General features: G+C 73.1%; 22 protein-coding genes and 1 pseudogene. 5 read left to right on the plus strand and 18 right to left on the minus strand.

The window, feature by feature from the left end; translation table 11 throughout:
* Positions 1-96: 96 nt before the first annotated feature.
* Entirely contained in the window at positions 97-906 is an 810-nt protein-coding gene (locus AB0C19_RS21155; protein ID WP_357187866.1) for a DNA-formamidopyrimidine glycosylase family protein, read from the minus strand.
* Between the two features lie 160 nt (positions 907-1,066).
* Positions 1,067-1,186: pseudogene (locus AB0C19_RS21160) on the minus strand (DUF397 domain-containing protein); the annotation flags it as partial.
* Positions 1,187-1,231: 45 nt separating this feature from the next.
* Here AB0C19_RS21160 and AB0C19_RS21165 point away from each other — a divergent pair.
* The 4 genes from AB0C19_RS21165 to rocD all read left to right on the plus strand — a co-directional run bounded on the left by AB0C19_RS21165 (position 1,232) and on the right by rocD (position 4,906).
* On the plus strand, positions 1,232-1,441 hold the full coding sequence (locus AB0C19_RS21165) for a hypothetical protein (RefSeq protein WP_357187867.1): 210 nt from the start codon (positions 1,232-1,234) through the stop codon (positions 1,439-1,441).
* A 201-nt stretch (positions 1,442-1,642) separates the two neighbouring features.
* Complete coding sequence (locus AB0C19_RS21170) at positions 1,643-2,533, plus strand: thrombospondin (RefSeq protein WP_357187869.1); 891 nt, start codon at positions 1,643-1,645, stop codon at positions 2,531-2,533.
* Positions 2,534-2,876: 343 nt separating this feature from the next.
* Positions 2,877-3,692 (plus strand): dimethylargininase, encoded by an 816-nt coding sequence (ddaH, locus tag AB0C19_RS21175; RefSeq protein WP_181518433.1) that lies wholly within the window; start codon positions 2,877-2,879, stop codon positions 3,690-3,692.
* Positions 3,692-4,906, plus strand: a complete 1,215-nt coding sequence (gene rocD, locus AB0C19_RS21180) for an ornithine--oxo-acid transaminase (protein WP_181539483.1) — start codon at positions 3,692-3,694, stop codon at positions 4,904-4,906. Before ddaH ends, rocD begins: the two co-directional genes overlap by 1 nt.
* Before the next feature lie 53 nt (positions 4,907-4,959).
* Here rocD and AB0C19_RS21185 read toward each other — a convergent pair whose 3' ends face one another.
* The 7 genes from AB0C19_RS21185 to AB0C19_RS21215 all read right to left on the minus strand — a co-directional run bounded on the left by AB0C19_RS21185 (position 4,960) and on the right by AB0C19_RS21215 (position 13,438).
* Positions 4,960-6,114, minus strand: a complete 1,155-nt coding sequence (locus AB0C19_RS21185) for an FHA domain-containing protein (RefSeq protein ID WP_196919560.1) — start codon at positions 6,112-6,114, stop codon at positions 4,960-4,962.
* A complete protein-coding gene (locus tag AB0C19_RS21190; RefSeq protein ID WP_357187870.1) occupies positions 6,111-6,404 on the minus strand; it encodes a 4a-hydroxytetrahydrobiopterin dehydratase in 294 nt (97 codons plus the stop codon). The genes AB0C19_RS21185 and AB0C19_RS21190 overlap by 4 nt, the downstream gene beginning before the upstream one ends.
* Before the next feature lie 149 nt (positions 6,405-6,553).
* The gene (locus tag AB0C19_RS21195; protein WP_357187872.1) at positions 6,554-7,603 is read right to left on the minus strand and encodes an acyl-CoA desaturase; all 1,050 of its coding nucleotides are present in this window, start codon (positions 7,601-7,603) and stop codon (positions 6,554-6,556) included.
* A gap of 136 nt (positions 7,604-7,739) precedes the next feature.
* Complete coding sequence (locus tag AB0C19_RS21200; RefSeq protein ID WP_357187874.1) at positions 7,740-11,210, minus strand: hypothetical protein; 3,471 nt, start codon at positions 11,208-11,210, stop codon at positions 7,740-7,742.
* A 48-nt stretch (positions 11,211-11,258) separates the two neighbouring features.
* Entirely contained in the window at positions 11,259-11,579 is a 321-nt protein-coding gene (gene cutA, locus AB0C19_RS21205; RefSeq protein ID WP_091406014.1) for a divalent-cation tolerance protein CutA, read from the minus strand.
* 21 nt (positions 11,580-11,600) lie between these two features.
* Positions 11,601-12,605 (minus strand): 1-acyl-sn-glycerol-3-phosphate acyltransferase, encoded by a 1,005-nt coding sequence (locus AB0C19_RS21210; protein ID WP_357187876.1) that lies wholly within the window; start codon positions 12,603-12,605, stop codon positions 11,601-11,603.
* The gene (locus tag AB0C19_RS21215) at positions 12,605-13,438 is read right to left on the minus strand and encodes a patatin-like phospholipase family protein (RefSeq protein ID WP_238680595.1); all 834 of its coding nucleotides are present in this window, start codon (positions 13,436-13,438) and stop codon (positions 12,605-12,607) included. The genes AB0C19_RS21210 and AB0C19_RS21215 overlap by 1 nt, the downstream gene beginning before the upstream one ends.
* A 165-nt stretch (positions 13,439-13,603) precedes the next feature.
* Between AB0C19_RS21215 and AB0C19_RS21220 the strand changes: the two genes are divergently transcribed.
* On the plus strand, positions 13,604-15,103 hold the full coding sequence (locus AB0C19_RS21220; protein WP_357187878.1) for a protein kinase: 1,500 nt from the start codon (positions 13,604-13,606) through the stop codon (positions 15,101-15,103).
* 18 nt (positions 15,104-15,121) lie between these two features.
* On the opposite strand, the gene AB0C19_RS21225 is transcribed toward AB0C19_RS21220, so the two are convergent.
* The 9 genes from AB0C19_RS21225 to AB0C19_RS21265 all read right to left on the minus strand — a co-directional run bounded on the left by AB0C19_RS21225 (position 15,122) and on the right by AB0C19_RS21265 (position 24,477).
* Positions 15,122-16,177, minus strand: coding sequence for a glycosyltransferase family 4 protein (locus tag AB0C19_RS21225; RefSeq protein ID WP_357188068.1), 1,056 nt, complete (start codon positions 16,175-16,177; stop codon positions 15,122-15,124).
* A gap of 148 nt (positions 16,178-16,325) precedes the next feature.
* The gene (locus tag AB0C19_RS21230; protein WP_357187880.1) at positions 16,326-16,997 is read right to left on the minus strand and encodes a BON domain-containing protein; all 672 of its coding nucleotides are present in this window, start codon (positions 16,995-16,997) and stop codon (positions 16,326-16,328) included.
* Positions 16,998-17,175: 178 nt separating this feature from the next.
* A complete protein-coding gene (locus tag AB0C19_RS21235) occupies positions 17,176-18,810 on the minus strand; it encodes a trypsin-like peptidase domain-containing protein (protein WP_357187882.1) in 1,635 nt (544 codons plus the stop codon).
* Positions 18,811-18,872: 62 nt separating this feature from the next.
* Positions 18,873-20,429 carry a HAMP domain-containing sensor histidine kinase gene (locus AB0C19_RS21240; RefSeq protein WP_357187884.1) on the minus strand — a complete coding sequence of 519 codons (1,557 nt, stop codon included), beginning with the start codon at positions 20,427-20,429 and terminating at the stop codon, positions 18,873-18,875.
* Positions 20,426-21,127, minus strand: coding sequence for a response regulator transcription factor (locus AB0C19_RS21245; RefSeq protein ID WP_030336721.1), 702 nt, complete (start codon positions 21,125-21,127; stop codon positions 20,426-20,428). The genes AB0C19_RS21240 and AB0C19_RS21245 overlap by 4 nt, the downstream gene beginning before the upstream one ends.
* An 86-nt stretch (positions 21,128-21,213) precedes the next feature.
* Complete coding sequence (locus AB0C19_RS21250) at positions 21,214-21,825, minus strand: PadR family transcriptional regulator (RefSeq protein ID WP_357187886.1); 612 nt, start codon at positions 21,823-21,825, stop codon at positions 21,214-21,216.
* A complete protein-coding gene (locus AB0C19_RS21255; RefSeq protein WP_357187888.1) occupies positions 21,822-22,646 on the minus strand; it encodes a DUF4097 family beta strand repeat-containing protein in 825 nt (274 codons plus the stop codon). Before AB0C19_RS21255 ends, AB0C19_RS21250 begins: the two co-directional genes overlap by 4 nt.
* A 122-nt stretch (positions 22,647-22,768) precedes the next feature.
* Positions 22,769-23,707 carry a lysophospholipid acyltransferase family protein gene (locus AB0C19_RS21260; RefSeq protein ID WP_357187890.1) on the minus strand — a complete coding sequence of 313 codons (939 nt, stop codon included), beginning with the start codon at positions 23,705-23,707 and terminating at the stop codon, positions 22,769-22,771.
* A complete protein-coding gene (locus tag AB0C19_RS21265; protein ID WP_357187892.1) occupies positions 23,704-24,477 on the minus strand; it encodes a GNAT family N-acyltransferase in 774 nt (257 codons plus the stop codon). Before AB0C19_RS21265 ends, AB0C19_RS21260 begins: the two co-directional genes overlap by 4 nt.
* Positions 24,478-24,515: the final 38 nt, after the last annotated feature.

The following is a 24,515-nucleotide window of genomic DNA, read 5'->3' on the forward strand; positions in this document are numbered from 1 at the left end:
CTCCATCCTAGGGCGCCCGGGGGGCGGGCCGGGGCCGGGGGGGGGGGGGGGCGGGGGGGGGGGGGCGGGGGCGGGGGCGGGGGCGGGGCGCGGGGGTTAGGCGGTTTGGCAGGTGCGGCACCAGTACAGGTTGCGGCCGGCCAGTTCGCCGCGACTGACCTCGGTGCCGCAGACGTGGCAGGGTGCTCCCGGGCGGCGGTAGACGTACACCTCGCCGCCGTGCCGGTCCACCCGCGCCGACCGGCCCATCGCCTCCGGCAGGTGCGCGTCGCGGACCGTGTCGATCCGGCCGTGCTCGACAGCGAGCCGCATCAGCCCGACCAGGTCGGCCCAGAGCGCGTTCCAGCCGGTCCTGGTCAACTGTCGGCCCGGCATCCTCGGCGGCAGGCCCGCCCGGAACAGCGCCTCGGTCACGAAGATCAAACCGGTGCCGGCCACCACCGACTGGTCCAACAACAGCGCGGCGAGAGGAGTGGGGCTGCGGGCGATCCGGGCGTACGCCCGCTCCGGCTCGGCGTCGGCGCGCAACGGGTCCGGCCCGAGACGGTCGCGCAGCGCGGCCACCTCGGGTGGGGTGAGCAGCTCACAGGCCGTCGGCCCGCGCAGGTCGAGCCAGTGCCGATCGCTGGCCAGTCGTAGTCGCACCTGCCCGACCGGCTCCGGCGGCTCCCCCGGCCCGTCGGTGAACTTGCCGTACAACCCGAGGTGTACGTGCAACGTCAGCTCGCCGGCGTAGTGGTGCAGCAGATGCTTCCCGTACGCCTCGGTGCCCTCCAGCACTGTCCCGGAGAGCCGGGCGGCACCCTCGGCAAAGCGGCCCTGCGGGCTGGCGGCGTGCAGCTTGTCCCCGGCGAACAGCTCGGCGTGCCGGGCCGCCAGGCGATGGATCGTGTGTCCCTCTGGCACAGGTGCCAAGGATAGCCAGCCCCGCCCGACCGGCCGCGCGCTGATCGACCCGGCCCGCCCCGCCATGCTGATCGACTCGGGTTTCAGGAGACCGGGGTGTTGCGATGAGCGGGACACCCCAACTGTCAGGAAGGCGAGTCGATCGAGGTGGGCGGGACGGTCAGCCCTGACGCTGCTCCTTGACGCCGCTCACGAACGCGGCCCAGGTGGCAAAGGCGAAGGTCAGCGCCGGGCCGGTCGGGTCCTTGCTGTCCCGTACGCCCACGACGCCGGGGAGGCTGGTCACCGCGCTGACCCTTGCCCGTCGGCACCGTCCGGTCTGGAGTTGGACACGCTGGCGCACGGTGTGCCGTTGCGGCGCGGACCTGCCCTGCCGGGCGCGGCACCGCATCCCGATCAACCGCGGGCACTGGCCGACGTGACCGGACTCAGGCCCGGCGACCTGCTGCTGATCGGCGAAGCGTGCTCAGCACAGTTCGCCAGTGACCTGGCGCTGCGCTTTCGACTGGTGAGCGTGGACCCGCGCCCGACCTAGCACGGGTGGGTCTGGCTGACGGGGCCAAGCCGAGCCGAGGGCGAGCCGAGGTAGGGCCAGGCGGCGAGGCCGGTCGAGGCCGTTCTCGGCGACCGTACCCAGGATTGGTGTCAGGAAACGCCCAGGTGGGTATTTGAGGGCCGACACCGCGTGGGTGCCACCCTTTCCGTCGGCCACCACGCATTCATCAGGAGGTGTGTAGTGGTCAGGATTCCTTCGCTGTCCCGCCGGTCCGAGCCGGCACCGACGCGGGACGAGAACCTCGACGGCCGCGTGGACGGCCGCGACACCCCGGTCACCGAGACCGGTCAGTCCGACGACGGCGTCGGCCGCCCGGTGGTCACCGACCGGGACGCCGACCAGACGACGTACCGCAGCGCCGGCGCGACCGGCGGCCAGACCAGCGAGGCCGAGCGGCGGGCCAACGAGCGGGCGGCAGTGGCCCGAGCCGCCACCGCGCGACCGGTGGAGACCGATTCCCGGGGCACCGCCTCCCGCCCTGTCGCACCCGAGCCCGTGAACGGCACGACCCGCCCTGTCGCACCCAAGCCCGTGACCGGCACGACCAGCCCGGTGGCACCCGAGCCCCACACCACCGACAAGGTGGGGACCGAGTCCCGGCCCACCGTCGCCCCGACCACGGCTCGCACCGCCGACCTCGACAGCACCACCCGTCGGCCCGACACCACGGACCGGGTCACCACGGACCGGCCGGTCGACCCGACCCCGGGCGTGGACACGCCCGAGCCGCCGGTGACGCGTGGCCCGAAGCCGCGGGCCAGCCTGCTCGCCACCCTCGGCCTGATCGTCTCGGTCGCCGGCGCGATGTTCGTGCTGACCGGGACCCTGGCCGGTTACGGCATCGGGCTCGGCGCGTTCGGCGCGGTGCTCGCGGTGCTCGGCCTGATGGCCACCCGTCGCCGGCACGTCGCCGGCAAGACCGACGCGCTCTTCGGCGTGCTGATCGGGCTGGCCGCGGTCGTGATCGGGGTGCTCGCGATGACCGGCCAGTTCGACTGGCCGACCACCGACGGCGACTGGGTGTCGCGCTTCCGAGAGTGGCTTGACTCACAGTTTGTGGATCGTTTCTAGCGGGCACTGTTCCGCTCGCCGGTGATGCACCGGCGAACAGCCGGCGGTTCGCCGGCAGCCCGATCTCATCCGGTGGTTCACCGGCCGGGCGACACCCTTTCAGGGGCGGCGGTTCGCCGCCCCTGAAGTGTGTCCGGGGCCTGGCCCGAAACACGACTCCCGACCAGGTGGGCCCCGACGCAACGATTCGCAGGAGCAGAGCGCCCAGACGCAACGAATCTTCGGTCTGCGCAACTCTCGATGGTGGATCCTGCCGCTGACGCCGCATACCGTTGAGCAACGGCGCCAGCCCGTGGGCCACGGTGGCCGGGCGCGCCCGACCCCTGGGAGCAGGACAATGACGATGGACGCCACCAGCCAGCGCCTGTTGATGTGCCGGCCGACGTACTTCGCCGTCGATTACGCGATCAACCCCTGGATGGACCCGAGCGCGCCGGTCGACGCCGCGCTGGCCGTCCGGCAGTGGGAGCAACTGCGCCAGACGTACCTTGACCTGGGCCACACCGTCGAGGAGATCACTCCGGTGCCCGGCCTGCCCGACATGGTCTTCGCCGCCAACGGCGGCACCGTGATCGACGGCAAGGCCATGGCAGTGCAGTTCCGGGACCCGCAGCGAGCCGACGAGGCGCCGGCGTACCGGGCCTGGTTCGAAGCCGCCGGCTTCGAGATGTACGACCCGAAGCACGTCAACGAGGGCGAGGGCGACGTCCTGCTGGCCGGTGACCACCTGCTGGCCGGCACCGGCTTCCGCACGGCGCACGCCGCACACGCCCAGTTGCAGGAGGTCTTCGGCTACCCGGTGATCACCATGCAACTCGTCGACCCGCGCTTCTACCACCTGGACACCGCGTTGACAGTGCTGGACGAGCGGACCGTGGCGTACCTGCCGGAGGCGTTCTCCCCGGGCAGCCAGGCTGTGCTGCGCCGGCTCTTCCCCGACGCGGTGCACGCCACGATGGCCGACGCCGAGGTGCTGGGGCTGAACGCGGTCAGCGACGGGCGGCACGTGGTGCTGCCCGCGCAGGCCACCGACCTGGCCGCCAAGCTGCGCGACCGGGGTTACGAAACCATCGGGGTCGACCTGTCCGAGCTACGTAAGGCCGGCGGCGGACCGAAGTGCTGCACGCTGCGACTCCGTCAGGGAAAGGCAAGCAAGTGATAGTGGATGACAAGCTGCGTACGCCGGGAGCGGTCCGGGACGCCGAGCGCTGGACCGCGCACAACTACCACCCGCTGCCGGTGGTGATCTCGTCCGCCGAGGGCGCCTGGCTCACCGACGTGGACGGCCGCCGCTACCTGGACTGCCTCGCCGGCTACTCGGCGCTGAACTTCGGTCACCGGCACCCGCAGCTGATCGCCGCCGCGCACGCCCAACTGGACCGGCTGACGCTGACCAGCCGGGCGTTCATCCACGACCAGTTCGCCGACTTCTGCCGGGAGCTGGCCGAGCTGTGCGGCAAGGACCTCGTGCTGCCGATGAACACCGGCGCCGAGGCGGTGGAGACCGGGATCAAGGTGGCCCGCAAGTGGGGCTACCAGGTCAAGGGCGTGGCCGCCGGGCAGGCCAACATCGTGGTCGCCGAGGGCAACTTCCACGGCCGGACCACCACCATCGTGAGCTTCTCCACCGACGAGGACGCCCGCGCCGACTTCGGGCCGTACACCCCGGGGTTCACTGTCGTGCCGTACGGCGACCTGGCCGCGCTGACCGCCGCGATCGACGAGAACACGGTGGCCGTGCTGCTGGAGCCGATCCAGGGTGAGCAGGGTGTGGTGGTGCCGCCGGAGGGTTACCTGCCGGGCGTACGCCAGGTCTGCACCGAGCGCAACGTGCTGTTCATCGCCGACGAGATCCAGTCGGGTCTGGGGCGTACCGGCGCGACCTTCGCCTGTGACCACGAGGGCGTCGTGCCGGACATGTACCTGCTCGGCAAGGCGCTCGGCGGCGGCATCGTGCCGGTCTCCGCGGTGGCCGCGAACGCCGACGTGCTCGGCGTGCTCAAGCCCGGCCAGCACGGCTCCACCTTCGGCGGTAACCCGCTCGCCTGCGCGGTGGCGATCGAGGTGGTCCGGCTGCTGGCCACCGGCGAGTTCCAACGCCGCTCGGCCGAGCTGGGTGAGCGGCTGCGGGCTGGCCTGGAAGGGCTGCTCGGCAAGGGGCTCGTCGGGGTCCGCGTCCGTGGCCTGTGGGCCGGGCTGGACATCGACCCGGCGCTGATGAGCGGTCGGGAGGCGTGCGAGCGGCTTGCCGCGCGCGGAGTACTCGCCAAGGACACCCACGGCTCCACCATCCGGCTCGCCCCGCCGCTGGTGATCACCGAGGAGGAGATCGATCTGGCGGTGACCCAGCTGGCCGAGGTGCTGGCCGGCTGACCCAGAGACATGGTGAAAGGCGGGCGTCGGGGTTCCGGCGCCCGCCTTTCGCGTCAGGGGCGGGGCAGGCGCATGGCCATCGTCGGGGCCTCGGCCATCACCGAGGTGGGGGTGAACGGGGCACCGGTGGGCAACTCCTCGGCCCGACCGATCTGCACCCCCGGGTACAGCTCCACCATGTCGTTCTCGCCCAGCACCCGGGACTGCTGCGGCGCCAGCGGGATCCGGTCGGACTCGGTCATCGAACCGGCCGGGCGGATGCCAGAGCCGTTGGTGCTGACGTCGGTCACGATGACCTCGCCGACCCGCAACTCGAAGCGGACGTGACCACGGCTGATCCAGCGCCGGGCCTCGTCGTTGAGCCACTGCCCGAGCATGATCCCGCCGTCCTGCTCGGGGGCCCGACCGGCCACGATCGGCTGCTCCTCGCTGAGCACGAACCGCCGTCGGACCAGACCACCGACGCGCACCGCGAGCACCTCGGTACGCGGACGCGGGCCGCCGTCACCGAGCCGTACGCCGTGCCGGGGGCAGGTCGGCACGCCGTTGCGCAGCGCGGGCGGCGGCTGCGCGGCGGGGCTGCGGTCGGCACCCCCGGCCAGGTCGGCGAACGCGCCACCCCCACCGCCGCCGCCGAACAGCGCGCAGCCCGACTCCGGGCAGCGCCACTGGCGGGCCAGCAGCTTGGCACCGGTCGGCGACCGCTTCCCGGCCACCGGCGAGTGGCCACCACCGACGTGCGCGATGAACACCGGACCGCCGGCACCCGGCACCGGCGCGACCACCCGACCGGGCTGCTCGACCAGCCAGGGGAACCGACCGCGCAGCCCGTCGAAGCGGACTCGGCTGAGCACCGGTAGACCGAGCAGGTCGGCGACCTCCAACATCCGGTCACCCGGGTTGTCGAGCACCTCGACGAGCCCGTCGTCGGCCCAGCGGCGGACGACCATCCGCTCGTTCGAGGTGAGGTCGGCGTCGGAGAGCAACGCCCTGTGCACCACCGCGTAGACCTGGACGCTGTCCTCTTCCAACTCGCGGGAGAGCGCGTCGATGACCATGCCGAGACGTAGCAGGCTGGCCGGCCGACCACCGTCGATGTCCTGGTAGCGGATCACCTCGGCCAGGTCGACAACGGCTCGGGCCAGTGACGGGTCCGTGCAGACCCGACCCTCGATGGCATCCAGAACCTTGCTGATCTCGAATCTCATGCCGCACTCCGGACGATGTCGTCAATTCGCCGGGCCAGCTCGACATCCCGGTGGGTGACCCCACCGGCCGAGTGCGTGACACAGCGGAAGGTCAGGGTCCGCCATCGGATGTCGATGTCGGGATGGTGGTCGAACTCCTCTGCCACCGTCGCCACCCGGTCCACCACAGCGATGGCCGCCGGGAAACTGCCGAGCTGGACGGTACGACCGATGCCGGTCGGGTCACCCGACCAGTCGGGCAACCGGCTCAGCTCTTCTCGCACCGCGTCCGCGGTGAGCAGGTCTGCCATGACCAGACCCTACCGGTGGGGCGGCTGGCTCAGCGGACGCGCTCCCTCGAGCCCCAAGCGGTGTCGGCCAGAGACGCGACGGCGGGGCCGCATCACCAGATGCCGCCCCGCCGATCAATATCGTGTCAGCCGCGAAGCGGCAGTTCCGTTCAGCCGCGCAGCGGCCGACCCACCTCGTGCAGGTGACCGAGCGCCTGCCGGTACGACTCGACCAGCCCGGTCTCCGCGTACGGGATGCCCTGCTCGACGCAGTAGGCGCGAACGATCGGCTGGGCCCGGCGCAGGTTCGCGCGGGGCATGTTCGGGAAGAGGTGGTGCTCGATCTGGTAGTTGAGGCCACCGAGAGTGGTGTCCACCAGTCGGCTGCCGCGCACGTTGCGGGAGGTCAGCACCTGCTTACGCAGGAAGTCCAGCTCGTCCTCGGCGGTCGGCATCGGCATGCCCTTGTGGTTCGGCGCGAACGCGCAGCCCATGTAGAGGCCCCACAGCGCCTGGTGCACGACGGCGAAGAGCAGCGCCTTGACCGGGGACATGACCGCCAACAGCAGCGCCACGTAAGCGGCGGTGTGCGCGACGAGCAACGCCGCCTCGACAGCCCGGTGCCGCATCGGGACGGCGTACTTGCCGTCCTCCCGGCCGACGATCGCCCGGATGCTCGCCACGTGCAGGTTCAGGCCCTCGAGCAGCAGCATCGGGAAGAAGAAGTACGCCTGCCGCTGAGCCATCCAACGGCCGAACCCCCGGGTCTCCAACGCCTGCTCGGGCGTCCACACCAGGGCCCCCGCGCCGACGTCCGGGTCCTCGTCCTCGTGGTTCGGGTTGGCGTGGTGCCGGTTGTGCTTGTCGACCCACCAGCCGTAGCTGATCCCGACCGCCACGTTGCCGGCGAGCAGCCCCACCAACTCGCTGGGGCCACGCCGACGGAACATCTGGCGGTGCCCAGCGTCGTGGCCGAGGAACGCGACCTGGGTGGTGGCCACGGCCATCAGTGCCGCGAGCGGGAGCTGCCACCAGGAGTCGCCGAGCAGGAACACGGCCACCCAGCCGGCCACGAAGGCACCGAGGGTGAGCACGATGCGGGTGACGTACCAGCCGGGGCGCCGCTCCAGCAGGCCCGCCTGGCTGATCCGTCGGGACAACTGTGCGTAGTCACTGCCTCGCCGTCGTACCGGCGGTTCCGCCACCGCTCCGAGCGCCATCGCTGCTCCCGTTCCGCTTGCGCCCGTACCGGGGTGGTTCGGGCTTAATGTCAAGTCTCCCAATCGCGGTAGCGCTGAGTAACCCCGACAACCCCCGAATGGGGGGTAGGGCAGGCCCTACCCCTACTGGTTCGACTCAGCTCAGTCGGCCCACCGCGGCGCGCAGTCGAGCCAGGTCACGTCGACGCCGCTCGTAGGTGGCGGCGAGCCCGACCAACGCCAGCCCGCCGATCCCCAGGTAGATCCACCGGGGCAGCAGATCCCACCCCCGGGCCAGCTCGTGCAGCGCCAACAGCGTCAGCACCCCGCCGCCGAGCAGCACCGGCGCCTGCCACCGGCGGGTCGCGCCGGCCAGCACCGCGCCGGTCGCCGCCACACCGAGGAGCAGTCGCCGCCACGGCTGCGGGTCCGACCCGGCCAGAACCGACACGAGGCTGGGCAGCAACGCCGCGACCAGCCCCGGGCCGAGGGCCGGCCAACTGGTCAGCCCCGGCCGGGTGCGCAGCGCCAACAGACCCGCTCCGACGGCGAGCGCCGCGGCCGGCAGGGTGTACGCCTCCAGCACTGTCACCCCACCGGCGGCCAGCAGCACCCAGGCTCCGAGCAACTCGCTGCCGGCGGCGATCCCGGCGAACGCCCACCGCCGACCGGCGGGTTCACCCCGGCGCAGCAGCCGCAGCGCGACGGCGACACCCCAGAGGACGCAGACGGTGGCGAGGTGCCGCGCCGCCTCGACGGCGAGCACCGCCGCCACCAGCGCGACTGCCTGCGCGGTGGCGTCCAGCACCAGTCCCAGCCGGACCCGCGCCGGGATGACCGCCGCGGCGGCCAGCACCAACGCGGCCACCGCCAGCAGTGGGTACGCGGCAGCCCGCAAGGGCAGCCCAGAGGCGAGCGGGGCGGTCACCGCCAACGCGGACGCCGCGCCCACTGCGGCGAGACAACCGGCGACCCGTACCTCGAACCGGCGCGCCCCGGCGGCGACCGCGACCGCCGCCACCAGCAGCGCCCCCTCGGCGGCAAGCGTCCCGGCCCGGGTGGCCAGCAGACCGAGCACACCGGAGGCCACCAGCACCACGCCCACCGGCACTGCGACCGGTGTGAGCGCCGGGCGGGCCGCCGCCAGCGCGGTGAACAGCAGCGCCGCCAGGCCGGCGAGCAGGACGGCGGCCGGCAGCACAGGCCACGGCGCGCCGATCGCGATGAGCAGCACCGGCAGCGCCGCCGCGACGAACGGCAGCGCGGGCGGCACCGGCAGGCCGACCCGCCGACCGGCCAGCGCGCCGGCCACCGCCAGCACTACCAATGCGAACCCGACCGGGAGCACCGTCGGGTCGGCGACGACGGTGGGCACCCCCGACCACACCCGGTTCCCGCCGCCGTAGGGCGACCCGAGCGCGGTCAGCACCGTCGGCAGGGCCGCCAGGACGGCGACCACTGCCAGCGTTCCGCCGGCCGCCAGCACCAGCGCCGACCAGGCCGACTCGCGCCCGTCGGCCGCCGACCGGTCCCCCAGGACCGCCTGGCCGGAGGCGCTCGCCGACGGCAGCCAGCAGGCGACGAACGTGACACCCAGCGCGGCCAGCGCCGCGTACAGCACGAGCGGCTCGTCACCCGCCCCGACCAGCGGCGCGAGGCCGGGCACGGTCACCGCTGCGGCGGCGCCGGTCACCGCGTACCCGATCAGCTCCAACCGGTGGCGGCGGGCCGCGAGCGCCGCGACCAGCGACAGCCCGGCGGCGGCCAGCGCGAGCCGGGCCTGCCACCAGGGCGGCCCGCCCGCGGCGAACGTCGCCACCGCAGCGATCCCGGGCAGCGTGAGCTGCCCGACCAGCAGACCCGCACCGGCCACCTCCCGGTACGCGCCGACCCCCCGTCGGACGGCCAGTGCCAGCCCGACCACGGCGAGCACGCCGAGCGCCACCAGGGCACCGGTCGGAGCTGCCAGGGCGACCAGCAGCCCGTGCCCGAGCAGGACGGCACCGCCGAGCGCACGGGTGCGCAGGGCGACCGGTGGCGTGCTCGGGCGGGCCAGCACGGCGAGCAGCAGCGCGACCCCGCCGACCAGGTCGACGGCGACCACCTGAGGCCAGGAGGCCGTCCAGCCGGCGGGTACGGCGAACAGCACCGCCACCGCGCCGGCGGTGGCGAGCACCGCCCGCGTGTTCCGAGGGAGCAACAGCACAGTGGCCCCGATCGCCAGCGCCACAGCGGGCGCCAGCTGCCAACCCCAGCTCAGGTCCGGCCCAGTCCCAGCCCCGCCCCAGGGCGGCAGCGACCGGCCGACGGCGGCGACCGCCAGCCCGATGGTGATCAACACGGTGACCTGCGCCGTGCCCGCCGCGACGACCAGCGCCCCGGCCCGCGGACCGGTCCGCCAACCGCCACCACCGTCCGTTGCCGCTCCGGCCGCCGCCGGCAGGAGCCGCACGGCGGCGGCCATCCCCAGCGCCACCGTCGCCGCCGCGAGCAGCAGCATTGACGGCCGCAGCTCCGCCACCGGACGCAGCAGGGCCGCTGCGAGCACCGGCACCAGCAGCCCGGCCGCCACCGCCCGCAGCGCCCGCCCCCCGACGAGCCAGGCCGCACCGAACCCGGTCAGCGCGACCAGCAACAGCGGCACCCCGGCCAGCAGCGGCGAGCCCCCCGCCCGCCCGCCGACCAGCGGAACCATCGCGCAGGCCGCGGCGCCCACCAGCGCGGCACCATGACCGACTCCGGCCACCACCCGGCCGGCGAGCTGCGCCGACCCCTGCCGGCCGCGCAGGGCGGCCAGCACGGCCAGGTTCAGCAGCGCGACCCCGAGCAGGACCAACGCCCAGCCGGCCGCACCCATCCCCGCCCCGGCGAGCAGCGGCAACACCGGCTGCGCGGCCAGCAGGGCGGCGAACCAGGGCCCCGTCAACCCGCTCCACCGGCCGTACGCCACGGCGACCGCCGCGCTGGCCCCCCCGACCAGCGCGGCGTACCGGCTGCCCGGCCAGCCGGTCACGCCGGCCAGGTCCACCGACCAGGCCGCGTAACCGTCCAGCACCACCAGCAGCAATCCCACCGCGGCGAACGTCTCCGCCGTACCGCGCAGCCCTCGCCGGACCGCCAGCAGCGGTACGCCCAGCGCGAGCGCCGTGAACGCCACCAGGATCAACGCCCGTCCGGCGACCCCCACCGCCGCCCAGGCGACAGCTGTGAACACCACCGCCGCGGTCCCCAGCAGGAGTCCACCGAGGACGAAGAGCAGACCCTGGACCGTCCGGGTCGAGGTCTCCGCCGCACCCGGGCGCGAACCCGTCGCGACGCCGGGGCCCGGGCCGATGAACGGCGCCGGGCCGACGACAGGCGCCGGGCGCGCCACGACCGAGGCCGCCAACCCGGCGCGGACGACAGCAGCCAGTTCGGCCCGCCGCCCGGACACTGTCGACAGCCGTCCGGCCAGCTCGGTGTACGTGCGGCGAGCCCGCTCCACCTGGGGCTCAAGCTCGGCGACCTCCCGGCTCAGCCGAACCACCTCAGCGGCGATCGGGTCGGGCGCGCGTCGGCAGCCGGAGCAACCGGCGCTCAGATCGGCCGGTGCACCGCAGGCGGGGCAGGGGTAACGGGTGTCGTCCACCCGGTCATCATCGACAACCGACCGGGGTACGACCCAGAGTGCGCGTACTCAGGATCGGGTGTGTTCGTACACCCAGGTGGCGTAGTCGGGATTGCCGCTCTCCACCCTGGACACCAGGATCTCCGGCACCTCGTACGGGTGGCTGACCCGGATCTGGTCCAGCAACGCGGTGAGCCGATCCGGTGCGGTCTTGAACTGCACCGACCACTCGGTGCTCGTCTCCATCCCGGACCGCCACCAGTAGGTGCTGTCCACCTGACCACCCACCTGGGCGCAGGCGGCGAGCCTGCCGGCGACGGCCGCAGCCGCCAGCACGTCGGCGACCGAACGCGCGTCCACCACCGTTGTCACCACGCAGATCTCGTCCACGCCCGCACCCTACGCGGACATTTACCGATTAGCGGCGATCCAGGCATCAATCTGCGCCCACCAATCGAAGAGCCAGTCGATGCGTTCCTGCCGTCCGGTCGGTACGTCCTCCGGCGGCACGGACCAGAACCGCATCACGATCCGCTTGTCCATCGGCAGTTCCCGCCACACGTCGGCGACGGTGAGCATCCGGTCCAGACCGGTGTGGGCGACGAAGATGACCCCGGCGTCCGGTGCGGCGTCCAGCGCGGCGAGCATTCCACCGGGCTGCGGAGCGAGCACGTGGCGCATCCGCTCGGCGCGCAGGGCCATCCGTTCCAGGCCGAGGGAGCGCAGCCGGGCGATGGCGCGCAGCCGTCGCCTGGGGGTGAAGTTGCCGCCCTCGGGAAAGATCACGAACGCGTCGTTGTCGTCCAGGCCGGTGGCGAGGTGCCCGACCTGGCGTACCGTCTCCTCGCCGCGCTCCGGGGTCGGCGCGATGAACCGGTTGGGCAGCCGGTTGAGCAGCACGTCGATCGCCGGATCCCACTGGAGGCTGTCCTTGAGGACGATCCGAGGCTCGCGGTGGAACCAGTTGACCAGCCCATGGATCAGGATGAACGAGTCGCCCGGCCCGGCGTGCCGACAGAGCACCAGCTCGGGCCGGCCGGGCAGCGCGGTGTCCGGGTCGGTGCCCACCACGTCGATACTCAGGCGCAGTGTCCATCGTGCCTGCCAGAACAGCACCCGCAGGAACCAGCCGGCCAGCACGTAGTGCGCGCGCTGGAAGGCCGGCGACCGGGTGCGCCAGCCGAAGCCGGAGACGATCCAGAGCAGGAAGAGCGCGAGCAGCGCGGCGGCGTCCCAGACCAGGTAGAAGCAGCCGATCCAGAGCAGTCGAAGCGGGCGCAACCGGCCGGGGACCAGCGGGGACGCGGCCGCGGCGAGCAGCGCCCAGATCGGCAACGTGGTGACCACGAGGAAGGCGAGCAGCACGACGGCGGGGGCGATCAGCAACCGACGCAGCCATCGAGGAGGCAGCGGCATCAACGCTCCAGGTGGGTGGCGAGATAGCGCCGGGAGGCGGTGTACGCGCGGCTGATCCGCCGGCCCACCGCAGCCATGTCCCGGTACGCCCACGGCGTGTCGTCGCGTGGGTTGAGCCCGCCGGTCGGCAGGACGTGCACCTCCACCCCCTCGGGCAGAGCCGCCATCTCCCGGAAGAACCGGTGCCGGCGGGAGATCTCGAACGCGACCTGCGCGATCTCCCACGGCCGACGGGGTGGGGTCAGCTCCCGTTCGATCCGGCCCACCTGCAGGACGTAGATCCGGCGGGCGCCGACGGCCACCGCCTCGCCGATCGGAATGGAGTTGACGATGCCGCCGTCCACGTAGTGCGCGCCGTCGATCTCCATCGGCGGAAGCAGGCCCGGCACCGAGGCCGACGCCATCACCGCCGGCACCACCGGACCGCTGTCGAACCAGTGCTCGGCGGCCCGCTCGATGTGGGCGGCGCAGCACCGGAACGGCACCCGCAGGTCGGCGAAGGTGGTGTCCACCCCCAGCTCGGTCTCGAGCAGGCGGCGCAGGGGCCGGGGTGAGTGCAGGTGGGTACGGGCGGCGAAGCGGCGCAGCTGCCGGGCGACCGAGTCGCCGTACACCTCGCTCGCCTCCGGCGAGGCCCAGAGCCGGACCAGCCGGTCGGTCACCGCCTCGGACGGGTCGGCGGCGACCAGCGCGCCGTTGACCGCGCCGATCGAGGTGCCGAGGACCATGTCGGGTTGGATACCGGCCCGGAACAGGGCACGCAACATGCCGACCTCGACCGCGCCGAGCACTCCACCGCCGCCGAGCACGAACGCCACCGGTCCCCCCGCCATGTCTCTCATCCTGGCACGGGCCCGCAGCCGCCCGGTGGGCCGCTGTCGACCGGCGGTCGGCGCACGGCAGGCACCGTCCGTCGACGGCCGGTGGCGACGGCGTTGACAGGCAGGACGCATTCGCGCAACCTGATACCGCTCCCACCCCTGAGGCAGGTGCGATCCGTGAAGGCAGCGCTGCATCCGGGCCGATTGCTGGCTCGCAGATACCGACTTCTGGACCAGATCGGCGCCGGTGGCATGTCGGTCATCTGGCGTGCCCGGGACGAGGTACTGGACCGGGTGGTCGCGCTGAAGGTGCTCGCCCCGTCACTTGCCGCCGACGCGCGGTTCCGGGGCATGGTGCGCGAGGAGGCACGGGCCGCCGCCCAACTGGTGCACCCGCACCTGACCTCCGTGCACGACTACGGCGAGACGGTCGACCCGGACGGCTCGATCACCTCGTTCGTGGTGATGGAGCTGCTCACCGGCGAGGAGTTGAAGCTGCGGCTCACCGAGGGGCCGTTGCCGTGGACCGAGGCGGTCCAGGTGGGCGCGCAGGTGGCGGAGGCGCTGGCCGCCGCGCACCGGCTCGGCATCGTGCACCGGGACATCACCCCGGCCAACGTGATGATGACCGGGACGGGCGTCAAGGTGCTCGACTTCGGCATCGCCACCCGGATCGGCGCGCCCGACGAGGACGAGGACGGCGAGACCTTCGGCACCCCGGCGTACGTCGCCCCGGAACGTCTTGACGGTGCGCCTGCCCAACCGTCCACCGACGTCTACTCGCTCGGAGTGCTGCTGCACGAGGCGCTCACCGGTCGGGTCCCGTATCCGGCGGACACCTGGGAGCAGCTCAGCGCCGCGCTGGCCAGTGGTCCGCCGCCGACGCTGGCCGACCTACCGGACCTGCCCGCACCGGTGGCCCAGATCTGCCTGCGCAGCCTCGCTCGGAACCCGGCCGATCGGCCGACCGCCCGGCAGGTCGCCACCGCGCTCCGCGACCACGCGCTGCCCGCCGATCCCCCGACGGCGACCATCCGGGTGCCCACCCAGCCCCTGCCACAGCAGTCGCCCGCCGTCGCGACGGCCAGCGTCCCGGCGGCGGCACGACTGGACGGAGACACGTCGGACGGCGGAACGTCCTCCAGCGCGGGCGAGCCGGCGACCGGGTCGGGCTGGTCGCGGCGGCGGCTGGTGTTGCTGCTGGTGCTGGCCGTCGGGGTGACGCTGGCCGGGGTGGCCCTGCTGCCCGAACAGCAGCCGACCCGCCGGGCGCAGCCCTCCGCCGCGCCGGTGACGACAGCGTCGACCGACCCGCCGGCCCCCGAGTCGTCCGCGCCGATCACATCGACCCCGCCGACCGCGGCACCCCCGACGAAGCCGACCACCGGGGCACCCACCTCGAACCCGGGCACCCTGACCGCTGTCGCGAACCGCGTCGACAGGTTGATCGGCACCGGCCTGAGCGCCGGCGAGATCCGCGACGACGTGGCCCTCGACCTGCGCAACGAGCTGCGCAACCTGACAGTGGCGGTCAGCTCCGGCCGCGAAGAGCTGGCACCGCCGGTGGCCCGGCTGCGCGCGAAGGTCGCCGTCCGTCTCGGTGAGGGCGGCATCAGCCCGGCGTACGCCTCTCGGCTCGACGCCGCCATCGCCGAGCTGGGCGCGACCGGGGCCTGACCCGGCGACACCGGCGGGTCAGCGCATCGGCACCCGGGCCGGTTCACGGACGCCGTGCCGGCCGAGGGCGAAGCGCCGATAGACGTCCGCGTAGCCGCTCGCCATCCGCTCGACCGAGAAGTTCTGAGCGACGTGCGTCACGCAGTCCTCCGGGTCGAGTCGCTCCGCTTCGAGCAACGCCGCGGGTAGCTCCTCCGACCGCTCGACGACGAGCCCGGTCAGCCCCGGCCGCACCAGCTCCGGCACCGCACCCCGGTTGAGCGCCACCACCGGGGTGCCGGTGGCCATCGCCTCCAACATCACCATGCCGAACGGCTCGTCCCACTGGATCGGCATGATCAGGCAGCGGGCGTCGACAAGCATCCGCAGCGTCGTCGCGCGGTCCGCGTTGAGCACGACTGTCACGTCCTCGTCGACCATCGGCGCGACGACCTGCTCGTAGTAGCGGCGCTCGGCCGGCTCGTTGCACTTGCCGGCCAACAGCAGGGGCAGTCCGGCCGCCCGGCACGCCCGGATGGCGGTGTCCGGGCCCTTGTCCGGGCTGAACCGGGCCAGCCACAGCACCGGCCCCGCGCCGGGCGTGTGCTTGCGCGGGAAGCCGCGGATGTCGAGCGCGTTGTGCACAGTGCCGGCCCAGGGCAGGTTCGGGTTCAGCCGGCGCTGGGCGTGCGAGATGGCCACCAGTGCGACGCCCGCGTCGATGTCGCTCAGCACGTCGCCGTACTCCCCGACGGGGTTGCCGTGCACCGTCGCGACAGTCGGCACGGCCCGACGGCCGGCGACCAGCGGACCGATGGTGGTGTGATCGTGGATCACGTCGAAGTCGGCGGGGCTGATCAGCCGGTTTACCCGGGCCAGGTGGGCCAGCTCGGGCAGTGACTCGCCGAGCCGCTCGTACTGCACCTCGGCCACTGTGGAGACGAAGCCGTCGGCCGCCGTGCCGTGGTCACCTCCGGCGCCGAACAGCGTCACCGAGTGTCCCTGCCCGCAGAGCGCGTCCACCAGGGCGGCGACGACCTGTTCGAGGCCGCCGTAGCCGGGCGGCGGCACGGACAACCACGGCGGAACCACCATCGCGATGCGCAGCGACCGCTCCTCGGGGCGGCCCGCAGGCGAGTGGTTCACGGCCACGAGTCCTCCCCGTTGCTCCCCGGTGCGGCGGCACCGCCGGTCGGCGGCGGTTTCCCGGTGGCGTCCCAGGTAAACCGGACATGGCGGACGATCACCCGCCCACCAGGAGTTGGTCGTGGACCACCCGCACCCCGGGCGCGGACCACGCCACCCGCTCGACCTGATCGCGTTCCCACCAGGAACGGACCACGCCCGCGAGGACCAGCGTGTCGCCGTCCACCTCGACGCTCACCCGCTCGCCGCCGAGCGTGCGCAACAACGCCCGCTGGACGTCGCGCCGCAGCCGCTCGGCATCCGGTGGCGTCGCGGGTCGTACCTCGATCAGGTTGGTGATCCCGCGTACGCCGTCGAGCCGGCGCACCTCGCCCTCGGCGGCCCGCCGCTGCCATCCGAACTCGACCTCACCGCGCAGCATCAGCCAGCCGTTCGCCACTGTCACGTCCAGCCGTTCGGCGGGCACGAAGCTGTCCCACTCGAGGGCGCGGGTGGCGGCGTTGGCGACCTCGGCGTCGGTACGCCCCGGCGTGCCGGGCAGCCGCACCTCCATCTCGTCGGCCACCGCCCGTACGCCGCGAACCCGCTGCGCGCACCGCGTCGCGGCCCAGCCGCGGGCGGCACCGTCCACGAATCCGGTCAGGGTGACAACGCCCTGGTCGACTGTCACCCCGATCTCGTTCGGTCGCAGCCGGGCGTCCCAGGCCAGCTCGGCCAGAACGTCGCGTTGGATCCGCTGGTCGTCGCGGACACCCACCACCTCGGTCATGGCACCCCACCCCCGGTTCCGGTCGTCGCCCTCCGAACCTGCCGGGCAAACGGGTGACGGCGGTTCACCCAATCCGGGTGAACCGCCGTCCGGGCGGAAAAAGCGGCGGGTGACGGAGCCGACCCCCTCGGCCCCGCCACCCGCCGCCGGAGGGAGGAAGCAGGTTTCACATAGCTGGTTAGGACGTCTCGGCGAGCGTCACGGTCTCCGTCTTCTCGACACCGTTGCGCTTGAACTGCACCTCGACCCGGTCGCCGACCTTGCCGGCCTGCACCGCGCCGACCAGGTCGTCCGAGTCGTTGACGGGCTTGTCGCCGAACCGGGTGACGACGTCGCCGCGCTGGAGGCCGGCCTTCTCCGCCGGGCTGCCCGGGGTGACCGACGCGACGAGGGCGCCGCCGCCCTCGGCCTGGTTGACGCCGACTCCGAGCGACGGGTGGCTGACCTTCTCGCCACGCTGGAGCTTGCCCGCGACGTCCTTGGCCTTGTTGCTGGGGATGGCGAACCCGACACCGATGTTGCCGGTGCTCTGCCCGGAGGTCGCGATGGCGGTGTTGACGCCGATCACCTCGCCCCGGGTGTTGACCAGCGCGCCACCGGAGTTGCCGGGGTTGATCGGGGCGTCCGTCTGGAGCAGGCCGGAGATCGAGCTGACCGGCTGGCCCTGCTGCTGGGTCGGGTCCTGCGGCTGACCCTCACCGGCCCGGATGGTGCGGTCCCGGGCGCTGAGGATGCCCGAGGTCACCGAACCCTGCAGACCGAGCGGGCTGCCCAAAGCGAGCACCTGGTCGCCGACCTGCATGGCGTCGCTGTCGCCGAACTTGGCCGGCTTGAGGTCGCTCACCCCGTTGGCCTTCACCACGGCCAGGTCGGTCTTCGGGTCGGTGCCAATGATCTTCGCGTCGGCGGTCTTGCCGTCGGCGAAGACCACCCGCACGGCGTCGCCGGCGGCGGACGCGACAACGTGGTTGTTCGTCAGCACGTACCCGTCGGCGCTGAGCACCACCCCGGAGCCCTCACCGCTGCCGGTGGTGATCGAGACGACGCTGTCCTGCACCGACGCGGCGATCTTCGGCAGGTCGGCGCCATTGATCACGGGAGCCGCGGAGTAGGTGCGGGTGATGCCGCCACCGTCGCCGTCGAGGGCGAGCGCGAGCGCCCCACCGGCAACACCGGAACCGAGCATCAGGGCGAACACCGCGACACCGGCGCCGGCGAACTTGGCGATCCGGCCCGGCCGGGGGCCGCTGCCGGGCGGCGCGACCTGCGGGCCCCACGGCGGGACCGGCTGGCCCGGGTGGTGCGGGTGCTGTCCGGGGTGCTGGGCGTGCTGCCCGGGGTGCTGCTGGTGCTGGGCGTACGGCATGCCCGGCTGGCCCCCGCCGGCCCAGCCGGACTGCTGGCCCGGGTACCACTGGGCACCGGGGTAGTGGCCGGCGGCCGGCTGCGGGTAGCCGGGCTGGCCGGGCGCCGGGTGACCGGAGACCGGGTACGGCGGCGCGGACGCGGCGGCCGGGCGCTCGTAGCCTGTCGACGGCTCGTATCCGGTCGGCTGAGCGGCGGCCGGCTGGCCGCCGGGCACGCCGGAGCCGGGGTACCCGACCGGCGCGGCGGCCGGGGTGGCGGCGGTGGTCTCCGCGTCACCGGTGGTGGAGGCGACAGTCGGGTCGCCGCCGGTCGAGACGACCGGTACGGGAGTGGTCGGGGAGTCGGACTGCGCGCGCTCGTCGCGCGGCAGCTCGGCGGTGGGGTGCGACGGCTCGGCGTCGGTGGGGGCCGGCCGGCGCTGCGGGTCGGACTCGAACTCGGTCATGGGACTACCTTCTCCCTCCGCACTGCAATCAACCTGGAACCGTCCTGGAAGTTGGCTGAAAGTCACTCGCCCGCTCCGTCGACCTGCGGCAGCAGCGGCAGCCGAACCCGGAAGGTGGCACCGCCGCCGGGCGTCTCGGCCACCTCGACCGAGCCGTGGTGGGCGGCGACCAGCGCCGCCACGATGGCCAGGCCGAGGCCGGTGCCGGTGTTGCCGTCGGCCCGCCGGGTACGGGCCGCGTCGGCCCGGTAGAACCGTTCGAAAACGCGTTCCGCCTGCTCTGCCGAGAGGCCGGGACCGGTGTCGGCCACCTCCACGACGGCGAAGCCACCCGGTTCGGCGCGCAGCCGTACCCGGATCTCGGCCTCTGTCGGGGTGTGGGTGAGCGCGTTGGTGACCAGGTTGCCGATCACCTGCCGCAGCCGCGCGTCGTCGGCGGAGACGACGAGCGGGCCGGATTCGGGCGCGATCTCCAGCTCGATCCGCCGGTCCGGTGCCATCGCCCGCGCCGCCTGCACCGCGTCGGAGGCGAGCACCGGCAGCTCCACCGGGGTCAGCGAGAGCGGTCGTTCCATGTCCAACCGGGCGAGCAGCAGCAGGTCTTCAACAAGCAGCCCCATCCGGGCCGCCTCGTCCTCGATCCGGCGCAGCAGGCCAGCGGTCTGCTCCGGCGCACTTGCCGCACCCTGCCGGTACAGCTCGGCGAAGCCACGAATGGTGGTGAGCGGAGTCCGTAGCTCGTGCGAGGCGTCGGCGACGAACTGCCGCATCCGCTCCTCGGACCGGATGGCCCGCGCCTCGGACGCCTGAGCGGCGGCGGCGGCGTCCCGGGCGGCGCTCTCCGCCCACCGGGCCGAGGTCTCCGAGGCGGCTCGGGCGGTGAACGCGGCCTCGATCTGGGTGAGCATCGCGTTCAGCGCACGGGAGAGCCGGCCCAGCTCCGAGGTCGGCTCGGCCTGGCCCTCCTCCGGGTCGGGCACCCGGCGGGTCAGGTCACCGCCGGCGATCGCCGCAGCGGTCTGTTCGATCTCGACGAGGGGCTTGAGGCTGGTCCGGACGATCGCCGCGCCGACCGAGGCCAGCATGATCAGCACTGCGCCACCGACCAGGAGGTCTATCCAGACGAGCTGCTTCACCGCCCGGTCCACCTCGGTCAGCGGCTGACCCACCGCCAGCACCGAGCCGTCCGGTTGAGCCGCGTAGTAGACCCGCCACCGGGTGAGTCGATCGTGTGAGACCACCGTGTGCGGCTCGCCCTCCGCCGCCTCGAAGTCCTTACGGCTGGCGGGAAACGTTGGCAGCTGTTCAGGGTCGAAGTTGCGCTTGTCGTACTGGGGGTCGTACACCTGCCGGTCGTCGGCCACGATCACGACGTAGTCGCTGGGCAGCACCGCGCCGACCTCACCGCTGCGCAGGTTCAGAAGCACCTTGCCGAGGCCCTGGGCGGTCGACCGGACCTGCCCGTCGACCTGGCCCTCCAGGTAGTTGCGAAGGAAGTACGCGGTCAGCGAGCTGATCACCAGAAGCGCGACGGCGACCAGCGCGAGCACCGAGGTGACCAGCTTCACCCGCAGTGGAACGCTGCGCACCCGTCCCTTCGCCTGCTGGACCGCGTTCACGCCGCCGGCTTGCGCAGGACGTACCCGACGCCGCGAAGAGTGTGGATCAGCCGGGGTTGGGTGGTGTCGACCTTGCGCCGCAGGTACGAGATGTAGGACTCGACGATGTTGTCGTCGCCCCGGAAGTCGTAGTTCCAGACGTGGTCGAGGATCTGCGCCTTGGAGAGCACCCGGTTGGCGTTGAGCATCAGGTACCGCAGCAGCTTGAACTCGGTCGGCGAGAGCTGCACCCGCTGGCCGGCACGGTGCACCTCGTGGGTCTCCTCGTCCAGCTCCAGGTCGGCGAAGGTGAGCCGGGACGGGGCCTGCTCGCCGGTGGTGGTGCGGCGCAGCACGGCGCGGATCCGGGCGGTCAGCTCCTCCAGGCTGAACGGCTTCGTGACGTAGTCGTCGCCACCCAGGGTCAGCCCACGGATCTTGTCGTCGGTGGCGTCCCGGGCGGTCAGGAACACCACCGGGGTACGTGTGCCGCCCTCGCGGAGCATCCGGATGACCTCGAAGCCGTCCAGGTCGGGGAGCATCACGTCGAGCACCACCAGGTCGGGCCGGTGGTCCTTGGCGGCGTTGAGCGCCGCGCTTCCACTTGTCGCGGTGGCCACGTCGAAGCCCGCGAACCGCAGGCTCGCGGAGAGCAGTTCGAGGATGTTGGGGTCGTCCTCGACGACGAGCAGTCGCGCCTCGGTCTGGGTAGCGGGCATGCGCCCATCATCGGTGACGTCACTGCGCCAGCGCTGGACGCTTCCTGCAAAAAGGCTGTGAGTCGCTGACCATCCGGCGACGCCGGTCAGCGCAGCAGGCGACGCAGCCCGTCCAGGGCACCGTCGAGCAGCCGGATCGCGGTGCGCAGCTGGTTGTCGCTGAACTCTCGGGCGCGCATCAGTCGGCCCACCTCGGCGGTGAACGCGGCCAGCCGCTTGTCGAGTTCGTCGAGCAGCTCGGCCTGCGGCCCGGTGGTCGACGCCGGCCGGGGCGGCGGTGCGGGCGCCTCCCAGCGGGCCCGCCGAGTCTGCCGGGTGGCCTCGCTCAACTCCCGCTTGAGGTCGCGTGCCGATCCGCGTACCTCGCTGCGGATCTCGCCGGCCAGGCTGGAGAGGTCCGCCACGGAGGCCGCGATGTCCGTTTCCAACGCGGCCAGCTCACCGGCCCGCTGGCGCAGCTCGGCCCGGCCGGCGTCGGTGATGTCGTACGTCTTGCGGCCGCCGGCTGCGGTGTGGCTGACCAGACCCTCGGTCTCCAGCCGTTGCAGGCGGGGGTAGATGGTGCCGGCGCTGGGCGCGTACAGCCCGAGGAAGCGGTCCTCCAGCAGGCGGATCAGCTCGTAGCCGTGCTTCGGGCCGTCGTCGAGGAGCTTGAGCAGGTAGAGCCGGAGTCGCCCGTGGCTGAACACGGCGGTCACGGCAGCTCCTCACCATCGTCGTCGACGGCTCGGGCGAGCAGGGCGATGCTCCCCGAGGTCGCGGAAGCCCAGAGCTTACCGTCGCCGGCTCCGAGCACTCCCTCGCTGCTGGGCAGTGGGAACGTCGAGGTGCGCAGCTGCGGAAAACCGCTGGTGATCCGGCCGGAGGCGGTGTTCAGCTGGACGGCGAGGTCGCTGTCCGCACGGACCCGGACGGTGATGCTGCCCGAGATGGTGGTCAACCGGATCTCGCTGCGCCTCGGGTTGTCCAGGTCGCAGGTTATGGTGCCGGAGACGGTCTGTGCCCGTACCCGGTCGGCGGCGCTGTCGGCGAGGATCACCTCCCCGGAGACCGTCTCCACTGTGAGGTCACCGCGGACGCCGAGTGCCTCCACCGGCCCCGAGGTGAGCTTCGCGGAGGTGCTGCCGCGCAGCCCCATCAGGGTGATCTGGCCGGCGACGACGTTGGCGGTGGTCTGCCGGCGCAGGCCGGAGGCGACCAGCGAGCCCGCGACGAGGCCCAGGTCGGCGAGGACGTCGGCGGGCACGGCGATGGAGACGTCCACCCGGGGATAGCGGTGGATCATCCGGAACCAGCGCAGGACGTCCGACCAGCCCCGACCGCGCTCCTGGCGGATGCTGAGCCGACCGTCGGTGTGGTCGATCAGGATCGGCCGACGGCCGACCTGGGTCACGTCGATCCGGGTCGGCCCGTCGGTGGCGACCACGTTGAGCCGCCCACTGATCAGTCGCACGTCCAGCCGGACGACCGGAGCGTCCAGTGTGAGCCGTTGCGGGCTCTCGACAGTCCATCCGGCCATGGCGTCCCCCTCTCGACGACGCGCGGGAGGCACGCCGAACAGGAGGAGAATGTAACGCGATACATCGCGACACCACAAGACAGGGTCGCGAGTTGGTCGCCGCTCGGCGTCGGCTTGTTCCCTCAGGCCGCCAGGTCGAGCTCCCGATCAGCAAGCGGAGCCCGCGCGGGAACGGCCGGGGTCACCGTCGGCACCGGCCGCAGCCGGGCCCGCGCCACGGCACCCGCCGTCGGCACCAGGTGTACGGCCGACTCGGCGGCCCGAGCCAGCAACCGCCGGTCGGCGTCACGGGCCGGGTGCAGCGCGGCGGCGATCGTCACCGAGACCACCAGCTCCCGCGCCGCGACCACCCGTGCCACCGAACGCAGCAGGGTGTCCGCACCGAGGAAGGCGGCGACCGTGGTGGTCGACCCGGTGGCCGCACAGCGATAGCCGAGCCGCAACGGGACCACCGGGCTGCCCGTGTCGATGGCCGCCTGGAACGTCGCGGGCCGGAACCCACCGCCGGGGCGGCAGTCGGTGGAACCGTTCCCGGCACACCACGTCGTACCCTCCGGAAAGACCGCCACCGACCGCCCGGCGCGCAGCGCGTCGGCGACCCGGGCGACGGTCCTCGGCAGGGCCAGCGGCCGGGCGCGGTCCACGAAGACAGTGCCCGCCGCCGCTGCCAGCAGACCGACCACCGGCCAGGAACGGATCTCCCGTTTCGCCACCATCCGGGTGGGCGCGACCGCCAGCACCGCGAGGATGTCCAGCCAGGAGACATGGTTCGCGACCAGCAGCGCGCGCCGCCGGGGCAACCGACCCCGGACCACGAGGCGGACGCCGAAGGCGCGCGCGGTGGCCCGGGCCCAGCCGCTGAGCAGCGCCTGCCGTTCCCGAGTGGGGAGCACTGGCAGCAGCGCCACCACCGGGATCCCGGCCAGCAGCATGCCGAGCGCGGCGACCAGCCGAAGCACCCGGCGGGCCACCGGCACCGTGGGCACCTCGCCGGCCGCTGGCAGGCAGTCGTCGCCGCAGCCCGAGGAGGGCCGCCACAGGTCGCGCGGCACGGCGGTCACCGCTGCTCACCGCCGAGGAAGTGCCGCAGGTAGCGCGGGTTCATCCGGTCCAGGGAAAAGAGGACGTAGAAGTCCGCGCACCCGAAGTCGCTGTCGTACGACGGCTCGCCGCAGATCCACGCGCCGAGCCGGAGATAGCCGCGCAACAGCGGCGGAACCGCCACCCGCCCGGTCGCGGCGGCGGCGACCGGGCCGGCGGCAGCCGCCTCGGTGAACCAGGGCCGCAACGGGCGGACCCGCAGCGGCGGCGGCGGCAGGTGCCGGGCCCGGGCCTGGGTCCACACCTCGGCCACCGTCCGCCCGCCGTCAGCCACCGGCACCGACGCGCAGCCGCCGAGCCAACGGGAGCCACGCAGGTGCAGGTACCGGACGATGCCGGCCCACATCAGGTTGATCACCGCGCCGGAGCGGTGGTCCGGGTGCACGCAGGACCGACCCGCCTCGACCAGGTCGTCGCGGAGCGGGTCGAGCGGCCTCAGGTCGAACTCGTCCTCGGCGTAGCGCCGGGTCGTACGCCCCGGCGGCAGCAGCCGGTACGTGCCGACCACCTCGCCGGTGCTGTCCTCGCGGACGATCAGGTGATCGCAGTACGCGTCGAAGGGGTCCACGTCCAATCCGGCCTCGCCGGGAAGGAGGGTGGCGCCGAGCTCGGTGGCGAACACCTCGTGGCGCAGGCGTTGCGCGGCCGCGACCTGGGTAGGGTCGTCGGCGATCAGCAGGGTGTATCCGCTGGTCTTCAGGGGTGCGCCAGCGGCATGCAGAACGGCCATGGGATCTGTGTAGGTGCCCGGGTTGCCATCCACGGGGA

The organism is Micromonospora sp. NPDC048842 (assembly GCF_040649935.1).
Taxonomy (GTDB): Bacteria; Actinomycetota; Actinomycetes; order Mycobacteriales; family Micromonosporaceae; genus Micromonospora; species Micromonospora hortensis.